The sequence below is a fragment of the Pseudoalteromonas spongiae UST010723-006 genome (assembly GCF_000238255.3).
GTDB lineage: Bacteria > Pseudomonadota > Gammaproteobacteria > Enterobacterales > Alteromonadaceae > Pseudoalteromonas > Pseudoalteromonas spongiae.
The window spans coordinates 195,179-218,401 of record NZ_CP011039.1 but is presented as its reverse complement, the minus strand read 5'-3'; the positions used below and the strand labels follow the sequence as shown (position 1 = coordinate 218,401).

The window sequence follows — 23,223 nt, the reverse complement described above, 5'->3', positions numbered from 1 at the left end:
AATAAAAAAGCCACCCGACTTGGGTGGCTTTTTAAAACTGGTAATTAAAATTACTCAGAAGCAGCTTCTTTTTCAGCTTCAGGCTGAACTACTTTTAAAAGCTCAACTTCAAAAATTAGCGTTGAGTTTGCAGGGATCTTACCAAGATCGCGCTCGCCGTACGCAAGTTCAGAAGGGATAAAGAACTTGTACTTTGAACCTTCTGCCATAAGTTGAACACCTTCAGTCCAACCTTTAATAACGCGATTTAGTGGGAAAGTAATTGGCTCACCGTGAGAGTAAGAGCTATCAAACTCAGTACCGTCAATTAATGTACCTTTATAGTGAACTTCAACCGTATCTGTTGCTAACGGCTTCTTACCTTCACCTTCAGAAAGAATTTGATACTGAAGACCTGAATCAGTTGTTACAACGCCGTCTTTTTTGCCGTTTTCAGCTAAGAAAGCAACGCCTTGTGCTTTAACTTCTTCAGCTTTTGCTTGCGCCGCAGCTTGCTGCTTTTCAGCAACTTCAGTATTTAGTTTCGTTAGAAGCTCTTTAATTTCTTCTTCTGTTAGCTGTGATTTACCCGCTAGAGACTCTTCTAAACCAGCAACGATAAGTGCTTTATCTAGTTCAAAGCCAACTTCAGTTTTACCTTCTAGATCTTTCTTAACAAACTCACCGATTGAAGCGCCAAGACCATATGCTTGTTTTTGTACTTCGGTCTCTAATTTTACTTCAGCTTTCGGTGCTTCTTTATTACATGCAGCAAGTGCAAGCACTGATGCAGCAACGAATGAAAGTTTAAATACTTTTTTCATCTTTTTCTCCGGCAAATAAAATGCCTTTTATCTACAATTATCTAAGTTAAAATTAAATGAGTTACATGATAGGCTGACAAACATCGATGTAAAACACAAATAATGACGACAAAGACGTTAACCTGAGACAACGCCGATAATTATTATCTGTAACTACCTTGTTCTCAAAACTCGTCCTAGTCTAACCTCTCACAGTCTAAGAGTTAAGGGAAATTAGATTAAAAATGAAGCCATTTAGTATAACTTTATTAATTTTTATCCTATTTACCTTAACGGCGTGCGATAACACCGATGTCGTACCAAAAAATGCGCAAGAACATGCCGTACAAGGCAGTTACGCAGCGGCCCTTAACGCCAATGGCAGCCTTGCAGTTGTCTCCTCTATCAATCATGGCATTTCAGTATGGAATTTGAATGACAATGCATTGCTTTACCAATGGAGCCACCAACAAAGCGAAGACAACCTCGTTCTCGCTATAGACATTAGTGATGATAATAAGTTCGCGGTTACAGCAGATCGCACTAATTTTGCTGTCTGGAGCCTAGAAAATGGTGAGAATATCGGCTTTTGGAAAATCCAAGAATCGAGCATTCGCGATATAGCTATCAGCAATAACGGCCGTTACGTGCTTTATGGACGAGGTGACGGAAAAGTAATTCATATCGATCTAATTACTGGTCGCAGAATCGAATTTTTGGGTCACACCGAAAAAATTAACGCCGTCGATTTATCACCCAATGGCTATTACGCGCTAACTGGTGCCAATGACTACACCGCATATTTGTGGGATACCCGCAGTGCACAGGTAGTTCACCGTTTTAATCATCCAAGTCGCGTAACCCAAGTAAGTTTAGACCGAGAAGGCCGCAGAGCCTTTACCGCCGACAGTAAAAAACAAGCAAGTGTATGGAACTTACAAACAGGCGAGCAAATTAGTAACCTGCAATTCAGAGCACGGCAAAAAGTATTTAGCGCTGTGCGCTTTAGCCCAGATGCTAATCAACTACTCACAGGTTCGCCGGCTCGCACCATTGCATTATGGGATGTAAACTCAGGAAAAGAGCTACAAACATGGCAAGTAGCACCGCGCAAAGACTCGCGCCCAAAATCAGCAGTAGTATATGACATCGCTTTTAGCGATAATGGGCAGATTATCAGTGAAAGTTCTAACGGTTTATCTGAAACATGGCAAATGAACAAATAACCAGTCTTGAAGCGCGTATTACCGAACTTGAAACAAAGGTAGCGTACCAAGATGAAACTATCGACATTTTAAATGACGAGCTAAAGCAGCATCAAATGGCGATGGCAAAAATGACCCGTCAAATTGAGTTGGTAGGTGAAAAGCTAAAAGAAATGAAGCCGTCCTCGGTCGTCAGTGAAGAGCATGAAACCCCGCCACCGCATTACTAAATTGACGTAAAGCCTGATCACTCAGGCTTAAATACACCAATTACTTGTTCAAACTGGCGTGTTGACGCTTGAACTTGGCCTTCAGCCTGCGTCATCGTATGACCACATTCAACACACTCTACTTTTTCAACATCCATTTCTTTGTATAGCATCATGGTATCTTGCTTTTTACACTCTGGGCAGGTTGCGCCTGCGATAAAACGTTTTTTCTGTTTCATGGTTTTCAAATTAATCACAATGTTGATAAAGCGATTTTAACAAACAACACTGATTACTTGATATACTAGCGCAAGAAAAGTTTTCAAAAATGCTTACTAAATGATTCAAATCTCTAATCTAGAATTACTGCGTGGTGGCAAGCCACTATTAAAAAATACCAATGCAACCTTATTTGCGGGCCACAAAGTAGGTCTTGTTGGCAATAATGGCTGTGGTAAATCAAGCCTGTTTGCACTTATTCGCAATGAGCTATCACCAGATATGGGCGAATGTAGTATTCCTAAAGAGTGGCGTATTGCATCAGTAAAACAAGAAACGCCCGGATTAGATATTTCAGCACTAGAGTATGTGCTGCAAGGGTACGAAGAGTATTACGCACTGCGAGAGCAACTTCATGTAGCCGAACGTACCAACGACGGGGCAAAACAAGCTGAGCTTCACCTTGCTTTAGAAGAACTACAGGCCTATCACATTGAGGCCAAAGCGGGTGAGTTACTGCATGGTTTAGGCTTTTCGCAGCAGCAAATATCTCTGCCGGTAAAATCATTTTCGGGTGGTTGGCGCATGCGCTTAAACCTTGCCCAAGCGTTATTACAAGAAGCAGATTTATTACTGCTGGATGAGCCAACCAACCACTTAGATTTAGATGCGGTTTACTGGCTAGAAAAGTTTTTGAAAACCTACCCAGGTACATTAGTGCTAATATCACACGACCGTGAATTCTTAGACGCCATTGTCGGCGAAATCTGGCACGTTTATCAGCAGCAAATTCACACTTACAAAGGTAACTATAGCCAGTTTGAGCGTATTAAGGCTGAAAAACTAGCTCAGCAGCAAAGTAACTTTGAAAAGCAACAAGAACAAATAGCACACTTAGAAAACTTTATTCGCCGCTTTAAGGCCAAAGCCAGCAAAGCCAAACAAGCGCAAAGTCGTGTTAAAGCACTCGAGCGAATGGAAAAACTGGCGCCAGCACATATCGACTCGCCATTTAACTTTAGTTTTAAAGAGCCACCTAGCTTACCAAACCCACTTATTTCTTTAGAAAAAGTGAAAGCGGGTTATGGCGATGTCACCATTTTACAAGACATCAAACTAAACCTTGTTCCAGGTAGCCGCATTGCGCTACTTGGTAAAAACGGCGCGGGTAAATCAACGTTAATCAAATTATTAGCAGGCGAGTTAAACGCGCAATCAGGCGAATTTGTGCACCACCAAGGCTTGCGTATAGGTTACTTTGCGCAGCATCAACTCGAATCGCTCGACCCAAGTGCATCGGCCATTTTGCATTTGCAACGTCTGGATAGCAAAGCGACAGAGCAAGAACTAAGAGACTTTCTTGGTTGCTTTGCGTTTCATGGCGACAAAGCCCTTGAGCCTGTAGCGCCATTCTCTGGTGGCGAAAAAGCGCGTTTAGTGTTGGCATTATTGGTGTATCAAAAACCTAACATCTTGCTACTCGATGAACCAACCAACCACTTAGATTTAGAAATGCGTCATGCTCTCGTAATGGCACTGCAAGGGTTTGAAGGGGCAATGGTTACGGTATCGCACGATCGTCATTTATTAAAAAACACTTCAGATCAGTTTTATTTAGTGGATAGCGGTCAAGTAACTCAACTAGGTTACGAGATTGAAGATTACTACGCATGGCTTGCCAACAAAGACGTTGCTAAAACACCTGAAAGTGATATAGCGCCAGTTGAAAGCAAACCTAACAAGGTGCAAAACCGCAAAGAGCAAAAACGCCTTGAAGCTGAGTTTAGAAAACAAATGCAGCCATTAAAGCGTGAAATTGAAAAACTTGAAAAGCAGTTAGAAACAGTTAGTGATGCACTGCAAAACGTTGAAAGCGCACTTGCGGACGCCAGCATCTATCAAGATGAAAATAAGGCAGAGCTTAATAAACAGCTAGCGGAACAGGCGAAACTTGCGCCACAGCTCAATGAGATTGAAGAAAGCCTGCTTGAAAAACTCGAAACACTTGAACAAGAGGAAGCTGACTTTGCAGCCCAATTTGCAGAGTAGCAACCTCTGGCAGTTTGCTTTGCAGTATTACAGCAAAAGCGCGCATAGCCGCGCGCTTTTACAGCTGCAAGATAAATACGCTGCCAATATCAATTTGTGCTTACTACTTAAATACCTATCGCATCAAAACATAATCGTAAGCACCTCAACCATTACCGTATTACATGCACACGTTACGGAATTTAGCCAAAACTACACGCAACCGCTTCGCCAAATACGAGCCAACTTCAAACAGTCGTTGCAAACAATGGATAATTATTCAGCATTGCGAACCCATATGCTCAATGCCGAGTTAGAGCTTGAAAAACAAGAACAGCAATTGCTAGTAGACGCCTTTAATCGCGCAACAGCAAACGATTCGCCTCCCACCTGCCCGCTTAAATACTACCTAGAAAGCATTTTAGCAGTGCCAAAAACTGACCTAGATCAAACATTAACTCAACTTGCGTAACACGCGTAAATACGCGGGATAAATATTGATCTAAGTCATGATCATTATGCTCACCTTATTCTATTCTCTTTCGTGTTGACGTTAGAGGAGAAACACAATGAGCAATTTATTTAGAGACTTTTTCCAGGACCCTGTGCTCTTTTTATCATTTGGCATTTTAGGTGTTGTTATTGTTCTTTGCCTTTTCTACGTAGGCTTCTTTATCAATAAGATTAAGAACGATCAGCCTAGCGAGTCATAACCAGTTTTATAAATTTGATAATGTGGGCTTGGGCCGGCATTTGAAAAACCCTGTTAGAATTAAGCACGACGCACTAAAGCATCAAACTAGGCAACTAGTTTGGTGCTTTATTTTTTCTAATACCAATTTGGATAATTAAGCGCTCTATTTTAAGCGCTGGTAGCACGGCAAGCATTTCACTATAAAGCTGCGCTACATAAAAAACTTTAACGCGGTTAGCAACAGATTTAATGCCTAGGGTCTGTTGATCTTTGCTGTTCTATTTTTGTTCTCATTGAGCGTGCTTTTATCGCGGCGCTCGATGTGTGGCCTAGCAACCTAAGCGAATATCGAGCAACAATGAGAAAAGTGCGCTCAAAAGAACCGTTCGGCAGCGCTTGATTGGCTTTTATACTGTGTTATCGGCTGGCTCACATAGAATAACTATGCCACGCAGCCTCTGCCTTGTATAAAACCCAATCAAACTGCTGCAAAAACGAACTTAAAAGGTCAACAGTCCCTAAAAATGAATAATTATAATTGCGAATTGGTATGATACACTGAACAAATATTTTTCTTTTGTACACAGCCATGGATCAAAACTTTAAGCCAGCTTGGTGGATGACCAATCGGCACGCACAAACCATTTTACCGCGCTTTTTTCGCCCAAACCTTACCGTTGATTACAATATTGAAGAAATCACTACGCCCGATCACGACTTTCTGCAACTGATATGGAGTTCTCAGCATATTGCTGCCGACGACAAACCATTAGCAATTGTGCTGCATGGCTTAGAAGGAAATATTGATAGCTTCTACGCTAAAGGCATGATGAAAGCCCTAACTTTGGCCGGTTTTGATGTAGTGTTATTACACTTTAGAAACTGTGGACAAAAAGCTAATTTGCAGGCACGCGCCTATCACAGCGGCGAAACCAGCGATTTGCATTTTTTAGTTAATATATTAAAGCAACGCTTTCCAAATAAGCCATTAATGGCTGTTGGCTTTTCACTCGGTGGCAATGTATTAACCAAGTACCTAGGTGAGTATGAAGACGAATGTCAGCTAGATGCCGCAGCCGTTGTTTCAGCCCCGTTTGCCTTGGCGTCATCATGTAAAGTGATTCAAAAAAGTTGCTTTAAGCTTTATCAAAAATATTTACTGGATAGGCTAAAAAAGTCCACAGCAAGAAAGCTTGATAACATTAAAGAATCAATAAATTTAACGGCAAAGCAACTAGAAAACATTTACGATTTATGGGAATTCGACAACAAAGTAACAGCCCCATTACATGGTTTTATAGATGCGGCCGATTACTACCTAAAATCAAGCGGCAAACAGTATTTAAAACGCATCACAACTCCCACTTTAGTGATTCATGCAAAAGATGACCCTATGTTGTCACAAGAAGCTATTCCGCAAAAAGAAGACGTAAGCAACGCGGTTAAACTGATGGTTTCCAAGCAAGGTGGACATGTTGGCTTTATAAGCGGTAAAAACCCATTTAAGCCGATTTTTTGGCTAGAGCAGCAAGTTCCCCATTTTTTCCAGCAACAACTTTTAGGCAAATTAAAATGATCGTTCCGATTGAACAAATTGACCCAGATACTCTGACTAATTTAATTAAAGAATTTGTTCTGCGAGAAGGCACTGACTACGGTGAAGAAGAGGCAGCACTCAACTTAAAAGTTGAGCAAGTGAGAGCACAGCTCAAAACTGGCACAGCGGTATTAGTATTTTCTGAATTACACGAAACAATTAATATTATGCCAGCCAGTGACTTTGAATCACACCCAGATTATGAATAGAAAAGGCAGCGCCTTTTCTATTTTTTAACTTTTCACTTTCTTATTCACAACTTCGATTACCAACAGCTCACAACATTTCTATCGCGATTCTATTGCTTTACTCATTAAAGCAAGCACAATAAAGAAAACAACGACACAGAATCCACTATGAAATATCTAATAAAAACAAGCTTAATCGCAAGTGCCATAATGGCAACCTTCACAGCAGGTGCAACCCAATACACAGCATCAGAAAAAGCAGTAAAACTCGCACAGGAGAACTTATTAATCGACACCCATATCGATGTACCTTACCGCATTTACCACAAATGGGATGATGTCTCAAAAGCCACGGAAGGTGGTGATTTTGACTATCCTAGAGGTGTCAAAGGCGGTTTAAATGTGCCTTTTATGTCGATTTACATTCCAGCAAACCTCGAATTTGAAGGCAAAGGGAAAAGTTATCAACTAGCCAATCAATTAATTGATGGCATGGAAGCATTAGCACAACGTGCACCGGATAAGTTTGCTATTGCAACCAGTACTGCCGACGTTGAAGCACAGTTTAAGCAAGGATTAATGTCACTTGCTATGGGTATGGAAAACGGCTCGCCAATGGAAGGGGAAATGGCAAACCTAAAGCATTTCTTTGACCGTGGTGTGCGTTACATTACCCTTGCGCACTCACAAAGCAACCATATTTCTGACTCGTCCTATGATATTCGTCGTAAGTGGAAGGGGTTAAGCCCGTTTGGCAAAGATCTAGTAAAAGAAATGAATAAAATCGGCATGCTGATTGATGTTTCGCATATTTCAGACGATGCGTTTTATCAGGTTATGGAATTATCTGAAGTGCCAGTGATTGCATCGCACTCATCACTGCGTAAATATACACCGGGTTTTGAGCGCAATATGGATGACAAAATGCTGCTTGCTCTCAAAGAAAACGGCGGTGTTATTCAGATTAACTTTGGTTCAAGCTTTGTAACCTCTGCAGCGGGTGCGTGGGGCGATAAAATGAAAGCGGCACGTAAACAGGCCAAAGAGACTTTCGGCGAAAATAGTTCACAAGTAAAAGATTTCAGAAAAGCATACAGTGCTAAAAACCCATACCCGTTTGCAAGTTTAGAGCAAGTGCTGAATCATATTGACCATGTAGTAAAACTAATTGGTATTGATTACGTTGGTATTGGTTCTGACTACGACGGCGTTGGTGACTCACTGCCGATCGGTTTGAAAGACGTAGCAAGCTACCCTAACCTAGTGCAAGGTTTATTAGATCGCGGTTACTCTGATAAAGATATTATTAAGTTATTAGGCGGTAACACAATGCGTGTTTGGCGCGAAGCCGAAAGCTACGCTAAAAAGCACTAAAGGTTACAAATGTTAGGCGGCATTGTGTCGCCTGACTTTCTCAGCAAGTGTTAAAACAGGAAGTGAACATTTTGAATAGCAACTTTGAAGCACTCTCATTAACACTACAACAAGCTATTTTAGTAACGCTTTTGCAATGCTCGAATTGCAAACTCAACGCGCTTTTTAGCCAATTGAAGCAACAAAAGCTACTGCACACCCTAGATTCAAACCCAGAGCAAAACCTGTTTAAGCAAAACTTTCTGGTAATGAATGCCCTATTCAACCTTCAACATGATGCAAAAGAGTTAGGGTATAGTTTAATTATTGAATCAATCAATATAAAGCTTGTTAAGTATCAAGAAAACCAAGTCACAAATCATAACCCTGCGCTTTCAGAGTATTATTTAGACTTTAACAATATCGCTATCTCAAACGATGAAATAAACAAGTTACTGGATAACTTTTGGCAGTACTACGCTGAACATAGCACAATAACATCAGATGATTTAACTACTGCATTTAACACGCTTGGCTTAGCTCGTGACGCTAATTTGAAACAGATAAAGCGTGCTTGGTATAAAATTGCACTCGCATCACATCCAGATAAACAAAATAACCAGCATACTAGCGACTACATTACAGCAAACCATGCCTATCAGTTACTGGTAAAACATTTCACGCAAAGTAAGTAACTCTGATGCAGCTAATACCCATTGAGCCTGAAAAGCTTCCTTTAGCTCTTTTACTCGAAGCCGACCCAAGGCATTGAAAAAGTACAGGCATATTTAGCAAATGGCATCTGCTTTGCCGCAGTTATCGATAATACTGTAACTGCTGCTTGTATCTTTCAACGACGCTCACACACCTCTATTGAACTAATGAATATTGCGGTGCAACCAACTCATCAAGCGCAGGGGATCGGTTCTAAGTTGCTGGCATATGCGATTGCCGAGATAAAATACAAAGGCGTTGAAATTATTGAATTAGGCACTGGAACTTTTGGTCATCAACTTAGCTTTTATCAAAAATTAGGGTTTCGTGTTGAAAGTGTGATTAAAAACCACTTTTTAGACAACTACCCTGAGCCAATTTTCGAAAATGGAATTCAGCACAAAGATATGCTTAGACTAACGCTTTGTTTGAAAGGTATTTCATAGAAAATTAATAGTTTACGACTTATTGAATTCAACTTAACGCGATATTAAGCGCTAATGATAATTTGCCGCAAAGCTAAAAGCGTTAAATATAAAGGGGTAATTTCTAGAGAAGAAAACTATCTAAATAAACTGAAAAGTTGAAATATTAAGAAATGATTAAAGGAGCTGGAAATGATACGCGTTGGCCACCAACGACGACCGTAGGGCGAAATAAACTATTTATAAAGATTTAAAAATTGGGAGAATTAAGAAATGGTTGCGGGAGCCGGATTTGAACCGACGACCTTCGGGTTATGAGCCCGACGAGCTACCAGGCTGCTCCATCCCGCGTCAGAATGGTTCACGAATGTGAACAAGCCTTAGAAGTTTTAATTCATTCTAAAGGAATTGGCTACCAAAGAGTTGGTTGCGGGAGCCGGATTTGAACCGACGACCTTCGGGTTATGAGCCCGACGAGCTACCAGGCTGCTCCATCCCGCGCCTGTATTCTTAAGCTTTGCTGCTTAAGTGAGGCGCTATAATAAGGATTTATGACAGTTATGCAAGTGTTTTCTTTTAAAAACTGTTTAACCGCTCAAATTAGCATCAACGCTTATGCGGTTTGATCATTTCTTGCCAAGGGTAACTTTGATCGCCCGTAATAATAAAGTCAGGGTTTTCAGTTGTTTCGCGCTGGTTATAGGTAATAGGATTGAATTCCGCATCAAAAAGCTTACCACCTGCCATTTCCACAATTATTTGTGATGCGCCAGTGTCCCACTCTCCAGTTGGCCCTATTCGCATAAAAGCATCAGCACGTCCTTCAGCGATTGCACACGCTTTTAATGAGCACGAACCTAATGGCAAAGTATCAAACTCTGAGTCAATGTACTGACTTACCGTTGCAATATTTTGTCGCCTACTGACAGCTAACTTTAATTGAGATTGCTTTTGAACTTGCAGCTGAACATCTTCGCCATTTTCACGTTTAAATGAACCAACACCTTGCATCGCCCAATATGTAACCCCTTCGGTTGGCCAAAAAATAACGCCAAACACCGGTTTATTGTTTTCAACAAGCGCAATATTTACTGCAAAGTCACCACTTTTAAGCACAAACTCACCTGTGCCATCTAGCGGATCTAGCAGCCAGTATCGCTGCCACGATTCACGGTCTGAAAGCGCAGGAATTGGCGTTTCTTCAGACATAATCGGGATATTTGGTGCTAGCGCTTTTAAACCCGCTAATAGCACCTCATTTGCCGCTAAATCTGCTTTTGTTACAGGCGTGTTATCTGACTTTTCACATAGTTGAATGTCATCTTGATGGTATACATCTAAAATAGCGTCGCCTGCTTGTCGCGCTATTTCAATACAAGGCTCAATAAATTCTTTCATTCGGTACTACTGTAAATTAAATTAAGATAAATACTGTTTTGCTAATAATAGTGCAGCAACGCTGCGCGCTTCGGTAAAGTCGGTTTGCTGTAATAGTGTTTGCCAATCGCTTAATGGCCACTTAATAACTTCAAGTGGTTCAGGTTCATCCCCTTCTAACTTCTCGGGGTATAAATCTTGCGCCAACAATATGTGCATTTTGGCGTTAAAATAACTCGGGGCTAACGATACTAACTTTAGCTCAGCAAGTTGCTTTGCACCAAATCCAGCCTCTTCTTTTAGCTCACGATTACCAGCTTGCACCGCAGTTTCACCAGGATCAATTAGACCTTTTGGGAACCCGAGTTGATAGTCATGGGTACCAGCACAGTACTCTCGCACTAAAATTAGATTATTTTCACTATCCACAGGCACTACAAGCACCGCACCTCGCCCCCCGCCTTTTACCCTTTCATATTGCCTTTTAACGCCATTTGAAAACGTTAAGTCCATCGCTTCTACCGTAAATAATTTACTGTGCGACACCTCGGTAACGTTTGTAATTTGGGGGAGTGTTAATCCTTTATTCTCGGCCATCTTGAAACTCTGTTAAACTACAGTCTAAATTTATAATAAAACTTTTAAACTAAAAAACCTATGTTAAATTGGCAGGAAATCGATACCGTTTTATTTGATATGGACGGCACATTATTAGACCTTCATTTCGATAACCATTATTGGCTTGAACTAATCCCACAAAAACTTGCAGAAAAACACGGTATCACTAAACAACAAGCGTTTGCACAGCTGTCAGAAAAATACCAACAAGTGGAAGGACAAATACAGTGGTATTGCTTAGATTATTGGCAGCAGGAACTCGATTTGCCAATTGTCGAGTTAAAGCAAGAAATTAAGCACTTAATTAGCATTCGAGAAGACGTGCCTGACTTTTTAAAAGCGCTTAAAGAGGCCGGTAAAAAACTTATTTTACTGACCAATGCGCATCCAGATAGCCTGTCACTCAAAATTGAACAAACAGCTTTTGATGTGCATTTAGATGCGCTTATTTCAACCCATGAGTTTGGCGTAAGTAAAGAATCTCAGCGCTTGTGGCAACAAGTGGAGCAACAACTTGGCTTTGATAAAACCAGAACTTTATTTGTTGATGACAGCTTGCCTGTGCTTGATGCGGCAAAACAGTATGGTATTAAACATCTTCTTGCGGTTGCAAACCCAGATTCCACCAAAGCAACCCGCACTATTGATAACTACTTATCAATTGAAGACTACCGCACTTTACTGCCAATAACTTAACTCATAAAAAAAGGCCACATTAGTGGCCTTTTTGTACTCTTTAATTTGTTTTATAACTTACGCTGGGTAGCGAGCCTCTAAGCCTTTGTATACCAGCTCAGCAAAGTTTTCTTGATTAATGTCGAGTGATTTAACTACTTCAACTAAGTGTTCGTTATCTTCTTGACCGTTCCACATTTTAATGTAGCTGCCATCTTTATAGCCATGATCTTGGCGGAAAAAGTTAAGTGTGTTTTTACCAACATAACCACGATATAAATCGTCGATATCCATGCCAATTTGCGCCATACACCCGGCAAATGCAGCCGCATCAAATGTCTTGTTTGCTACGGCACTTGCAGCAAGTAGCTCAAGTGTTTGCTTAAAATCATCAGCTTGAGTTGGCTTTTCTAGCTCAGCAGTTAATTGCTCTGCTAACTCTTGATAACTTGTTTCGCCATCGATTCGAAGCGATAAACCAAAATGGAAAATATCTACCAGCTCAAGAATTACTTGTTCAGTGTCAGGTGTTTGTTTCTTCCACCACTTCCAACCGTAGTGATCTAGCATTTCAGCACACTCAACCCAAATCGCACGATACCACTCAAATCCCTGATTAAACCATTCGGCATGGACTTTAGTATTCATCGCGTTTTGCATCTCTAGCATAGTGCAAATTTTGTTTACATTGGCAGACATAATCTTTCTCTAAAATTAAATTGGGCGTAGTGTATCAAAAAGCGATTACTGTCTCAGCTCAAAATCACATTGTGACTTCTTCACATAACGCGCATCAAAGGTTTCACCCGTATTAAATTCAAGGCGCATTGATGACAAATCAAAACGAGAGTGTGGGTAACGATCAATCCACTGCATAGTGGCTTGACAAATTTCCTCTAACTTATAAATACGAAAGGTATCAACCACAACAACCGCCTGCTCAGGCTCAAGGTAACTGCGCACAATATTTTCACTCCACGCAGTTTGTGAGTAGTTTTGCGTTAAAAAATAAGTCAGATCAGAGTTATCTAATCCCGAACCTAAAGTGCTCACATTATTGCTGGCTTTTTGAGCAAACTGTGTAAGTGACTGACCACTGTTAACAATTTCTTCGCGTTCACCTGGTCCGCAACGACGTGTTGTGAATTTAACGGTGCCATCGGAACTGTAACATTTACGCTGAACTTTCCCAGCTTGGGCAAAAAAAGGTAATAAAAGAATGCTTATCGCTAGTAAAATCTTCATTGTTATTCTCAACTAGTACGAACTATAGGATTTTGCCAAATTTTTTAGGAACAAATCAAGTGTTAGCATGTTGTTTACATCAGTTTCACAACGATAAAACCAATAAAACAGATTAACTATTTGTTCTCAAAACGATTGTAATCAAAGATTCCGTATTCAATTTGTAAATTCTGTTTGGCTGTTTTATGCAGAATGTCGCTATAACGCCAAAAATCGGGATGTGTACGCCTAATTGCGAACTGAGCTTTGAGCTGAATGTAGTCTTTCTCTGTTTTCACCTTGCTAAATTGCGTTACAAACTCATTCACCTGATGCTGCTCAAGATAAAACAGCACCGCAGGGTAATCACCAATAAAACCATTTACCAAACTTGCTGTGTCTTCGCGCGGTGCACGCTGCGCACCTTCATTAAGTAAGCTTGAAATATTAAAGTGTGCATTATGATGCAGCAGACTAAAGGCTTTATGCTGGCCTTGTTGCTTAACTAAAATAAACGAGATTTGTGCAAGTTGCTGCACTGCCGCATTTGGCAGCGAATTAAGCTCCCCAAGTGCCTGGCTAATTTCATCATTTGCCAGCTCATGTCGCGTGTTTAACACCGCTGACAAGTGCTGCTTAATATTGCTATAAAGTTCCGTCTTTGGCGCATTAGTTTGATATTTAATGCCTGTTTCTTGGTTAAACTGGGCATTAGACTCTAAATGCTCAACTAAATTTTTAGGCGCTTTTCGATACCAATGATTACGTAATTTTTTACGCTCTTCTAATGGCAAAAACGCTAAGAAATTTTGCTCTCCTTCCATGCGTAAAAAGTCCATATATAGGCGTGTTACCAACTGATGCCCAACGTTACCGTACACATCAAATCCAGCCACCAGCAAATAATGAATGCGTTCAAATAAGCTGTAATCAAGTACCCACATGGTTTTTGGTGCTTGCCCAACTAACCCTTTAACTACAGTGGCACTATCAAAATGACGGAAAATAGTCAGTGCGGCATTATCATTATGCCCTTCACCTTGCCATAGCAGCGACATATCAAGCCCTTTGCCACCAGCAAACGACTCATTCATTTTCGCTGTTTTGCGCGCTAAAAACTTAGCTTGTAATCTGGCATATTTAACCCAACTGCTAATTGGCAGCGCATTACTTTGTTCCTCTGCCGGCATTGCCAATAAATCATCTACTTGATGAAAAAACTCATCCATATTGGCATTGGCAACACGTTTGGGTTCAACAAATGCCACCCAAAAGTGATCATTAATTACATTTAGCGCCACTTGGCCACGACAAACCGGCCCTTTAATAAAGCCCATAATAATGGTTTGAGAATGGTCGAGTAAAAATTGGTATTTCACTTCGGTCGGGATCTGAGCAAAGCTTTTAAATGGGTTGGAGGCAACATCTACTGCGTAGCTAGGCAATTCCGACACGGTATAATCGGTTGCAATAAACAGCTGATGTAATCGCGCTAACTCTTTGTTATTCAGTGCTAATGGAATATGGTTTTTCGCCAATATGCTGGCTTGATTGCGCTGTAAGCGATAATACACGCGCGCCACATTTGGCTCATCAAATGGCCTGCGTGTTGCAATTACATCAATTGGTTCGCCCGGTGGTGTTGTCGAACGCACCAGCTTATAAAAATGCTGCTCTTTAGCGTTACTGAAATAAATATTTGTTAAAAACCAGTGCTCATAAATATAGCGCGCCATAAGTTGATGCTTAGCAGGTGCTTGGTTTAAAAATGCTTCCCACTTTTCAACCTGCTGTGCAGTAAACTGATCCACCGGCGCTAAATTGGTCATTTTTGCGCCCTGCATTAACCAATGCTGCAGCACGTTAAATTCACTATCATCAATGGCAGGAAAACCATATGGCATACCCAGTGATGGTTGATGCTCAGCGACTTGCTGATAGCTTTCAATGCTGGCACAGGTCGCCGTTCTATCTAGCGAAAAATCATATTCATCACCAAGCTGCGCCACTTGTGGCAAAGGGTTTGATTTTTTTACAAGTAATGTATTATAGAGCAAACTTGCTGCAAGGTTGTTCGCAGGTGACTCGGGGTATTCGTTTAAAACCGGTGAAAAACCAAGTTCTCGCCATTCAGACGTTGAATCGGCATCAATAAATAATCGATGCGGCTTTGCTGCGACTAATCGCGTACCATCGTAAACGAGTTCTTTGCTAATGCCGCGATCAATACCGGCTGCCGATGTTAACTTTAACTGGCAAGGCGCATCATAACAGCCGTGACACACCACACAACGGCTTTCTAATACGGGTTTTACCGCACTCTGATAAAAGTGCCCATCACTGCTATGATGCGCAACTATTCGTTGTTTTACTGCAGGTTTGCCATATTTGTTATGCCAGTTATTGACCGCCAAAGCTGTACAGCCAGAAACCACAATTATGAAAAATAAAACAACGAACTTTTTCATTTACTCAACGTCCTCGTCATCAAGTCCTAAATCAAACTCAGGAGCAAATTCCAACCATGGTGAAATAAACTGTTGCTCGTTTTCGCTACAAACCATCACCGCTAATTGCGGGCCTTTTTTAAGGTGCAATTGCACTGATTCAATATTTGTCACTGCACGCTGCCAATCGGCTGTTACGTCGTTAAACGCGTAATCTGTTAGAAATACCGTATGTGTCTCTTCATCGGTAATTTTTTGGCACATTTCAGCCATTACCATTTCGGTAAGTGCCACTGAAACAAAAAACGCAGGTTCTGCGTCTTGCGTTATAGGCATCTCAGGCGCCAAAAAAAACACTGGAATATCTATATTTTCGGTCGCTAGCGTATCATCTGCCATATTGTTCTCGTATTAAATTTGGGTAATTGTCGATATGATAGCAAAATAGTTGAATTTTTTGGCGCTTTTAGCCATTGTGTTGACAATTTAGAGACATTTCTCAAGGAAATTTAATGACCAGTGTAATTGATAACTTCTTCTCAACTATTGGTATTTTATTACTTATACTCGCGTTATTAGCAGTGTTTGTTATTGTGATATTTAATACACTCGTTAAGTATCGCAATTACGTGATTAACGCTTTTGCACAAATTGATGTGCAGCTACACCGACGTCATGACTTAATCCCAAATTTAGTCAACACCTGCCAAGCTTACTTAAAACATGAAAGCAGTACGCTTGAACAAGTCACCAAAGCGCGAAATGCCGCGTTAAGTTGTTTAGAGCAGGCAAAACAAGCTCCAAACAATGGTGCACTGATTAAACAATTAGCTAACGCTGAAAACACCTTAACGCAGGCCCTTTCAGGTTTACAAATTACTATTGAGGATTACCCCGAATTAAAAGCCAATGAAACAGTAAAAGATTTACATGAAGAGCTGGTTTCAACAGAAAATAAAATAGCCTTTGCACGCCAGGCTTATAACGATGAAGTTATGCAATATAACACCTACAAACAAAGCTTTCCAAACAACTTAGTCGCAGCTAAATTTGGCCACAAAAATGATGCCAGCGTGTTAGAGCTAGAAAAAACCAGTATACGACAAGCCCCCTCTGTACAACTTTAATTAATGAAAAACTTTTTTCAGCAACAAGCTGCAAACCGGCGTGCCAGCGCTATGCTGGTTTGCTTATTTTGTATTGCCGTTGGCCTAATTGTGTTGCTTGCACAATGGTTTTTTGGTCTTATTTTCGATGCCCGAATAGCCAGTAACCTAAACCTTATTTTATACCAAGGTTGGGATGTATTTCGTGCACAAAATCCATATCAATGGCATATTCCATCAGCACTCATTACTGCAATACTTATTTTCACTACGGGCATTTATAAATACCGCCAACTGCGTACGGGTGGCAGCAAAATTGCTGAGCAATTAGGTGCAACACGTATACAGCCCAACACCTTTCATCCGTTAGAAAAGCAATTGCTCAATGTGGTCGAAGAAATGGCAATAGCAGCACGTACCACAGTACCTCGCGTTTACCTACAATTGCATCATAGCCAAGTAAACGCATTTGCGGCGGGTCATAATAGCCATAATGCGGTAATTACGGTAACCCGAGGTGCACTTGAAAAACTAACCCGTGACGAACTACAAGCGGTTGTCGCCCATGAATTTAGTCATATTGTTAATGGCGATATAAAACTGAATAACCGATTGGTTGCAGCTACCTTTGCTATTAGTTTTATCGGTTTAGCCGGTGAATGGATACTCGAACGAGCCGCCGCTGCGGGGCGTGGTAACGCTAAAGGCTCTGGTGGCTTGGAGTTGGTAATTGCACTTATGCTTATTTGTTACGGCTATATTGGCACATTAATGGCCGATTTTATTAAAGCTGCGATTTGCCGTCGCCGTGAATATCTAGCGGATGCCAGCGCCTGTCAGTTTAATCGTAATCCAGCAGCGCTCGCAGATGCGCTAAAAGTAGCCGCAGGACTTCGAAAGCCCCATCGCAATGCTCACTTTCATCAATACAGCCATTTATTTTTTAATCAAATAAGAACCCCTTGGGTCAGTTCATTTTCGACTCATCCGCCAATTGTTAAACGAATTGCTAAGCTAGACCCAAGTTGGCAACCGCCAAGTGCCGGTTTTCGTGAAAGGCCGAGTGTTGCCAACTACCAAGCAATGCAATTAAGCGCAACACGCGAGTTTTTAACTGAAAACAGCACGCCTATCATCAATCAAACCATCACTGCCGATACCAGTCATTTATCAGACAAACTATCGCATTTAGTACACGACCCTTACGCGTGTTTTACACTTATTCCTCTGTTATTAATTAGTGACGAGTTTGAGTTACGAAGTTTACAACTAAATTGCTTATTAGCATCACACTACGTTGATGCATATACCCTTGATTGCGCCGAAAGCGAACTTGCTAAACTATCTGAAAACGAACGCTTTCAACTTATCGAGTTAGCATCGCCAAGTCTTACCAGCCTAGGGGAAAAGCAAAAACACGACTTCACTGAGTTGTGCTGGCAAGTTGTTAAGCAAAAAAATCCATCGCCTAAAACGAATACCAAACAACGCAATCAGCATTTAATTACTTGGTTGTATTTAGAAATTATCTTAATGCAAGTCACTAAAGCGAAACGTACCCTTGCCGTTACCACTCGTAATAGTAAAAAACTGATTCTCGCATGGCGGTACTTTGTGAGTTTAATTGCAGCGATTGGTCACGAATCAGAACATGAGCAACAGCAAGCGTTTAAAGCAACGTGTCAGCAGTTTAATATGGAAGGGTTGGAGGTAATTGAGTTTAATCTGTTTAATATTGAGCACGCACATCAGTTTTTTGCTGTACTCACTCGTTTACCACTGAAAAATCGCAATGCTTTTTTGCAAGCTATCGAGTTTACAGCTAAATGGGATAATCAATTAACCGAGGCGGAGCAAACAATGCTTTACAGCTTTGCGCTGTTACTTGATTTACCCAGCCCGGTAGAGCGTTAAATTACCAAGGCAACACTTCGCCATTCGAGTGCCAAAAAGTGCCTGTGTTATTTAAATTTAGCTCATCAATGCGCGTAATTAAACGACTAGCAGCAAGCTCTGGGGAAATATCGCCAGCAAACCCTACCATTGCGGTTTGTACAAAACCTGGATGTAAAATTGCTAGGCTAATATCACGCGATGCAAGTTCAATCGCCATACTTTTACTCGCGGCATTAAGCGCGGCTTTTGACATGCGATAACCAATATATGCGCCTGAGCCATTATCTTCAATTGACCCCATACGGCTTGTGATCATTGCCACTTTGCTGCCAGCACGCAAGTTTGATTGCAGTGCATGTGTCACGCGGACTGGCGCAACCGCATTAATATTAATTTGCTGCTCTAGGTTCGAAAAATCCATATTGCTTAGGCTTTCATTATGAAACACCCCCGCATTATTTATTAGAATATCAATTGCTTGATCACCAAGTTGCGTTTTAAGTTTGGCAATATCATCTGCATTTGCAACATCAACTCCCTCAATCACGTTTGCGCCACTTACATTAAGTTTTTCACTTGCAGTGCGCACTACAGCAGTCACATTAAAACCTTGTGCAATATATTGCTCAACAAACGCAAGCCCAATACCACGGTTTGCGCCCGTAATAACCACGTGTTGTGTCATAATTTTTTCCCAATAAAAAAGATACTAATAGACATTGGTATCTTTTAGACAAAATACAAGGTGTGTCTAGGGTCTATTAATCTTTAAAGTTTGTTTTTGCAACAAAAACCAATAGCCCCTAATGATTTGGTTACCAAGTGTAGTTCATTGTTAAGCTTACCGTTCTTGGGTCGCCTGGAAATAGCTGACCGTAAGAATAGCCACCAGTCCAATGATCTTTGTCGAGTAAGTTGTCAATTAATAAAGCAGCTTGCCACTTTGGTTGCGTAAAATAAACGCCTGCTTGTAAGATCGTGTATGAAGGTAATACAGCGTCGTCTGACGTATTGCGTTCATCAATAAAGGTTGCACCACCAGCAATTTGCCATGTGTCAGTAAGCGTATATTTACTCCACAAAGTCGCAGAATTCTTTGGTGCATTTTCTTTTTGCTTACCAATTAGCGTAGGGTCAGAATCTTCCGTAATTTCTGCTCGGTTGTAGGCGTAATTTGCAATTACAAGCCAGTCTTCGGTGATTTGGCCGTTTATATCAAACTCAAAGCCCTTAGCTTGTTCTTCACCACGTTGGCGATACACTCGGTATCCTAGCTCGGTTGAACGCTCTAAGTCTTGCACTAGTACATTTTGTTTAGTGATTTGATACAAAGACGTTGTTAGTAAGACTTTTTCATCAAACAGTTTTGTTTTATAGCCGACTTCGTATAAATAACTATCAATCGGTCCAAATGGACCACCTTGTTCCTCTGTATTTAAAAACGTTGATGGCGGTTCAAAACCCGTAACCCAACTAGCGTAAACACTCGAGTCTAACGACAGGTTATATACAACACCTAAGCGCGGTAAAATATCGCTATCTGAACTCTCGTTGCCGTTAAGGTCTGTTAGTTTATAATCCTCACGACGTAAACTCGCAAGAATAGACAAGTCTTCAAACTTAATATGGTCTTGAATATATAAACCATTACTTGTTAACCCTCCACCAAATTCAAACACATCACCTAAGTTGTAACTGTCTACATTAGGCTGTTGATATGTTGGATTCAAAATATCAAAAGTCCCTGCTGAGCGGCTCATTCTTTGCGAATTAACTTTATGATTATCAATATAATCACCACCTACAACAATATTGTGTTCGATATCGCCCGTGTATAGTTTGCCGGTTACATATGCTGTCACATTATCTGAGTCAGCATCAATATCGCGATCGGTATACCATACATTAAACACAGAATCAGAATCGGCAATGTAAGTTGCAGCTCGGTGCTCTACTAATTTTTGTTCACTGTCTAAATGCATGTATTTAAAGCCGAGTGACCAATAATCATTAAAGTGATGATCTAGCGTCAAACTTGCTGAAAGCGATGTAGTATCAAGTTTATCACCCGGCTGGTTTGACGAGAGTGACATAGGAATTTTTGAAAAGTCGGTCGCTCCCCTAAGATTTGGCTGCCCTCGGTCAAGTAAGCCTTTACTATCAGAGTAAACTACTTCAAAGTTTAATTTTGTGTCTTGGCCAAGTAAGTAAGTTAAGCTTGGTGAGAGCAATAAACTTTTATTGAAAATATTGTCTCTAAATGTGTCTGAATCTTCATAACCACCGTTAAAGCGATACAATAAATCGTCACTGTGAGCGATTTGCCCTGTCGAATCTAATGCGATGTACTTATCTGAATAACTACCGACACGCGCACTAATACTATGACGACTTTCCGCAAGCGGTTTTTTAGTAACGGTATTAACGGTACCACCAGGACTTGCATCACCAAAAACAGCAGAAGCAGGTCCTTTAATTACTTCAACACGCTCAACGTGGGCAATTAATGTTTGGTTCCAAAAGTTATTATGAGTTCGCATTCCGTTAACCCGACGATCGTCCTGACTGCGAAAACCGCGAATTGTGATATCGTCATAAACAGAATATTCATTTGCGCCACTAACAAAAGGGGTTACGTCATTAAGACGCATCATAGCTTGGTCTTGAATCACTTCTTTTGTTACTGCACTTATTGATTGGGGAATTTCTAAAATATCTGCTGCTGTGCGCGTTACTGAATAGCTATAATCGGAGAAAGTGGATTGCGAGCTTCGACCTAAAATCTCAATTACTTCTATGTCTTTTAGATCTTTTTTAGTTTTTTGGCTGGTATCACTCGGTTCGTTAGCAAATACGATATGAGGTAACATTAAAATAGCTGATACAGCCAAAGCTAGGCGACTAAACTTCATATTAATCCTTAATAAAAAAACGTCGCGCAAGATTGTAAATGCAAATCATTATCACTACAATACTTTAAATTTCAAATTGATACACTATGTGAACTTCGTTTTATTGCGAGTAAGTGTAATAAATCGAAAAAATACAAATCGGGTTATTTCACAACAAACCAAACATTATTAAACGTCGCTTTAAGAATGCAAGGAAGATTACTTAATGACAAAAAAGCAATGGTTTAACTGGCATAGTCTAAGCGGCGTGTGGTTTGGTCTAATATTGTTTTTTATCTGCTGGACTGGCGCTTTTGCAACCATTTCATATGAGTTAGATTGGCTATTTGATAGCAAGGTTAGAGCACAGCCACAAGCTCATAATGTTAGCTTAGGCGAAGCCTATCAAAAGGTTCAAACACAGTTTCCAAACGCGCAAATAGGTATTGCATTTTCTTCAGGTGAACCTTATTTTGCACACGATTTTGTCGTTAGATTCAAAGGTAAACCTTGGCAACATGTTTACGTTGACCCCGTTAATGGAGAAGTTACCGGAGCCACTAGCTTTTTAAATATTCAACGTTTCTTTCGTGACTTTCATATGCATTTTTTCGGCATATTCGATAGTATCGTCTCGTACTATTTGGTACTTATTTTTGCATTACCCTTATGTTTCTCAACCGTAAGTGCCGTTTATCTATATCAAGGATGGTGGAAAAAGTGGCTACAACTTTCATGGAATGGCGATAGCCGCGCAAAACTAGCCAGTTTGCATAAATTTTCTGGTGTTTGGAGTTTATGGTTCGCCGTAATAATTTCGCTGACTAGTATTTGGTACTTGTACGAATTTGTACGCATGGACTTAGTCGATGGCAAAACTGCATTTACAGATGTTGGTAACTTCGCCATCAACCCTATAGCCGAGTTAGAAGCGCAAAATACGCAACCCTTATCAATTGTTACGCTAGAAAAAATAGCTCAAAATGCACGGCCTGATTTAGATATTAGGGCGATGAGATTCTCTGGTGGTTACTTTTATGTTGAGGGGCAATCAGATGATATCTTAGTACGCGATCGTGCCAATAAGCTTTACATTAATCCATACAGTGGTGAAGTTGTTTATAACCAAACAGCATCAAGCCAAGGGTTCTATTGGCGTTTATCTGATACTGCAGATCCTCTTCATTTTGGCAATTTTGCTGGTTTGTGGGTTAAATTAGCATGGTTTTTTTGTGGTATTGCGTTATCATTTTTATCACTCAGCGGTAGCTACATGTATGTAAAACGACAAAGCAAATTAAGACGAAAAGAATCACAGCAAGGGGTTAAAACGTCATTATTAGTTAGCTGCTGTTTACTCAGTTTGATTGGATATTATGCTTACAAAACCATTATGAGCTATGGCGTTGCAGGGCAAGCACCAAATTTACCAAGTGGCTCACTTTTATTCTTGTCGGTTTGGATTATAGTGACGCTTGCTATTATTTCGTTTTGGATTAAATCGCTACTTTGCGTATGTTTTACAGATACCAAATCGTTATATCAACTAAAAACATTTAGTTGATATAACGTAAT

General features: G+C 40.6%; 24 protein-coding genes and 2 tRNA genes. 14 read left to right on the top strand and 12 right to left on the bottom strand.

Going from position 1 to position 23,223, the window contains the following annotated elements; genetic code table 11:
• Window positions 1–50 precede the first annotated feature (50 nt).
• A complete protein-coding gene (gene fkpA, locus PSPO_RS01060) occupies window positions 51–803 on the bottom strand; it encodes an FKBP-type peptidyl-prolyl cis-trans isomerase (protein WP_010562178.1) in 753 nt (250 codons plus the stop codon).
• A 224-nt stretch (window positions 804–1,027) separates the two neighbouring features.
• On the opposite strand from fkpA, the gene PSPO_RS01055 reads away from it, so the two are divergent.
• Both PSPO_RS01055 and PSPO_RS01050 read left to right on the top strand, forming a co-directional pair.
• A complete protein-coding gene (locus PSPO_RS01055) occupies window positions 1,028–2,008 on the top strand; it encodes a WD40 repeat domain-containing protein (RefSeq protein ID WP_010562179.1) in 981 nt (326 codons plus the stop codon).
• Window positions 2,005–2,217, top strand: coding sequence for a SlyX family protein (locus tag PSPO_RS01050; protein WP_040642755.1), 213 nt, complete (start codon window positions 2,005–2,007; stop codon window positions 2,215–2,217). The genes PSPO_RS01055 and PSPO_RS01050 overlap by 4 nt, the downstream gene beginning before the upstream one ends.
• Before the next feature lie 17 nt (window positions 2,218–2,234).
• Here PSPO_RS01050 and PSPO_RS01045 read toward each other — a convergent pair whose 3' ends face one another.
• The gene (locus PSPO_RS01045; RefSeq protein WP_010562181.1) at window positions 2,235–2,435 is read right to left on the bottom strand and encodes a YheV family putative zinc ribbon protein; all 201 of its coding nucleotides are present in this window, start codon (window positions 2,433–2,435) and stop codon (window positions 2,235–2,237) included.
• 100 nt (window positions 2,436–2,535) lie between these two features.
• Between PSPO_RS01045 and PSPO_RS01040 the strand changes: the two genes are divergently transcribed.
• The 8 genes from PSPO_RS01040 (at window position 2,536) to PSPO_RS01005 (ending at window position 9,435) form a co-directional block, all read left to right on the top strand.
• Window positions 2,536–4,464 (top strand): ATP-binding cassette domain-containing protein, encoded by a 1,929-nt coding sequence (locus PSPO_RS01040; RefSeq protein WP_010562182.1) that lies wholly within the window; start codon window positions 2,536–2,538, stop codon window positions 4,462–4,464.
• Window positions 4,382–4,915 (top strand): TIGR02444 family protein, encoded by a 534-nt coding sequence (locus PSPO_RS01035; RefSeq protein ID WP_084616606.1) that lies wholly within the window; start codon window positions 4,382–4,384, stop codon window positions 4,913–4,915. Before PSPO_RS01040 ends, PSPO_RS01035 begins: the two co-directional genes overlap by 83 nt.
• Window positions 4,916–5,012: 97 nt before the next feature.
• Window positions 5,013–5,156: a DUF3149 domain-containing protein gene (locus PSPO_RS21850; RefSeq protein WP_010562184.1), complete on the top strand. Its 144-nt coding sequence runs from the start codon at window positions 5,013–5,015 to the stop codon at window positions 5,154–5,156.
• A 570-nt stretch (window positions 5,157–5,726) separates the two neighbouring features.
• Window positions 5,727–6,713: a hydrolase gene (locus PSPO_RS01025; RefSeq protein WP_010562185.1), complete on the top strand. Its 987-nt coding sequence runs from the start codon at window positions 5,727–5,729 to the stop codon at window positions 6,711–6,713.
• Window positions 6,710–6,943, top strand: a complete 234-nt coding sequence (locus tag PSPO_RS01020; RefSeq protein WP_010562186.1) for a YheU family protein — start codon at window positions 6,710–6,712, stop codon at window positions 6,941–6,943. The genes PSPO_RS01025 and PSPO_RS01020 overlap by 4 nt, the downstream gene beginning before the upstream one ends.
• 147 nt (window positions 6,944–7,090) lie before the next feature.
• On the top strand, window positions 7,091–8,296 hold the full coding sequence (locus tag PSPO_RS01015) for a dipeptidase (protein WP_010562187.1): 1,206 nt from the start codon (window positions 7,091–7,093) through the stop codon (window positions 8,294–8,296).
• Between the two features lie 71 nt (window positions 8,297–8,367).
• Window positions 8,368–8,970 carry a DNA-J related domain-containing protein gene (locus PSPO_RS01010; RefSeq protein ID WP_010562188.1) on the top strand — a complete coding sequence of 201 codons (603 nt, stop codon included), beginning with the start codon at window positions 8,368–8,370 and terminating at the stop codon, window positions 8,968–8,970.
• A 72-nt stretch (window positions 8,971–9,042) separates the two neighbouring features.
• Window positions 9,043–9,435 carry a GNAT family N-acetyltransferase gene (locus PSPO_RS01005; RefSeq protein WP_338050336.1) on the top strand — a complete coding sequence of 131 codons (393 nt, stop codon included), beginning with the start codon at window positions 9,043–9,045 and terminating at the stop codon, window positions 9,433–9,435.
• Between the two features lie 253 nt (window positions 9,436–9,688).
• Here the strand turns inward: PSPO_RS01005 and PSPO_RS01000 are convergent.
• From PSPO_RS01000 to nudE, 4 genes are all read right to left on the bottom strand, one after another.
• A tRNA-Met gene (locus tag PSPO_RS01000) sits at window positions 9,689–9,765 on the bottom strand.
• 73 nt (window positions 9,766–9,838) lie between these two features.
• Window positions 9,839–9,915: transfer RNA gene (locus tag PSPO_RS00995), tRNA-Met, on the bottom strand.
• Window positions 9,916–10,020: 105 nt separating this feature from the next.
• The gene (cysQ, locus tag PSPO_RS00990) at window positions 10,021–10,812 is read right to left on the bottom strand and encodes a 3'(2'),5'-bisphosphate nucleotidase CysQ (RefSeq protein ID WP_010562190.1); all 792 of its coding nucleotides are present in this window, start codon (window positions 10,810–10,812) and stop codon (window positions 10,021–10,023) included.
• 21 nt (window positions 10,813–10,833) lie between these two features.
• Window positions 10,834–11,388, bottom strand: coding sequence for an ADP compounds hydrolase NudE (gene nudE / locus PSPO_RS00985; protein WP_010562191.1), 555 nt, complete (start codon window positions 11,386–11,388; stop codon window positions 10,834–10,836).
• Window positions 11,389–11,448: 60 nt separating this feature from the next.
• Here nudE and yrfG point away from each other — a divergent pair, with 60 nt between their 5' ends.
• Entirely contained in the window at window positions 11,449–12,105 is a 657-nt protein-coding gene (gene yrfG, locus PSPO_RS00980) for a GMP/IMP nucleotidase (protein WP_010562192.1), read from the top strand.
• Window positions 12,106–12,162: 57 nt separating this feature from the next.
• On the opposite strand, the gene PSPO_RS00975 is transcribed toward yrfG, so the two are convergent.
• From PSPO_RS00975 to PSPO_RS00960, 4 genes are all read right to left on the bottom strand, one after another.
• Window positions 12,163–12,783 carry a dUTP diphosphatase gene (locus PSPO_RS00975; RefSeq protein ID WP_010562193.1) on the bottom strand — a complete coding sequence of 207 codons (621 nt, stop codon included), beginning with the start codon at window positions 12,781–12,783 and terminating at the stop codon, window positions 12,163–12,165.
• A 45-nt stretch (window positions 12,784–12,828) separates the two neighbouring features.
• Complete coding sequence (locus PSPO_RS00970) at window positions 12,829–13,329, bottom strand: hypothetical protein (protein WP_010562194.1); 501 nt, start codon at window positions 13,327–13,329, stop codon at window positions 12,829–12,831.
• 116 nt (window positions 13,330–13,445) lie between these two features.
• Window positions 13,446–15,776, bottom strand: coding sequence for a fatty acid cis/trans isomerase (locus tag PSPO_RS00965; protein ID WP_010562195.1), 2,331 nt, complete (start codon window positions 15,774–15,776; stop codon window positions 13,446–13,448).
• Window positions 15,777–16,154, bottom strand: a complete 378-nt coding sequence (locus PSPO_RS00960; protein WP_010562196.1) for a C-type lectin-like domain-containing protein — start codon at window positions 16,152–16,154, stop codon at window positions 15,777–15,779.
• 113 nt (window positions 16,155–16,267) lie between these two features.
• Between PSPO_RS00960 and PSPO_RS00955 the strand changes: the two genes are divergently transcribed.
• Both PSPO_RS00955 and PSPO_RS00950 read left to right on the top strand, forming a co-directional pair.
• On the top strand, window positions 16,268–16,882 hold the full coding sequence (locus tag PSPO_RS00955; RefSeq protein WP_010562197.1) for a LemA family protein: 615 nt from the start codon (window positions 16,268–16,270) through the stop codon (window positions 16,880–16,882).
• A gap of 3 nt (window positions 16,883–16,885) precedes the next feature.
• Window positions 16,886–18,775 (top strand): M48 family metallopeptidase, encoded by a 1,890-nt coding sequence (locus PSPO_RS00950; protein ID WP_010562198.1) that lies wholly within the window; start codon window positions 16,886–16,888, stop codon window positions 18,773–18,775.
• Window position 18,776: 1 nt separating this feature from the next.
• Here the strand turns inward: PSPO_RS00950 and PSPO_RS00945 are convergent, their stop codons facing one another.
• Both PSPO_RS00945 and PSPO_RS00940 read right to left on the bottom strand, forming a co-directional pair.
• Window positions 18,777–19,442: an SDR family oxidoreductase gene (locus PSPO_RS00945; RefSeq protein WP_010562199.1), complete on the bottom strand. Its 666-nt coding sequence runs from the start codon at window positions 19,440–19,442 to the stop codon at window positions 18,777–18,779.
• A 130-nt stretch (window positions 19,443–19,572) separates the two neighbouring features.
• Window positions 19,573–21,669 (bottom strand): TonB-dependent siderophore receptor, encoded by a 2,097-nt coding sequence (locus PSPO_RS00940; RefSeq protein WP_010562200.1) that lies wholly within the window; start codon window positions 21,667–21,669, stop codon window positions 19,573–19,575.
• A 205-nt stretch (window positions 21,670–21,874) separates the two neighbouring features.
• Here PSPO_RS00940 and PSPO_RS00935 point away from each other — a divergent pair, with 205 nt between their 5' ends.
• A complete protein-coding gene (locus tag PSPO_RS00935) occupies window positions 21,875–23,212 on the top strand; it encodes a PepSY-associated TM helix domain-containing protein (RefSeq protein WP_010562201.1) in 1,338 nt (445 codons plus the stop codon).
• Window positions 23,213–23,223 lie beyond the last annotated feature (11 nt).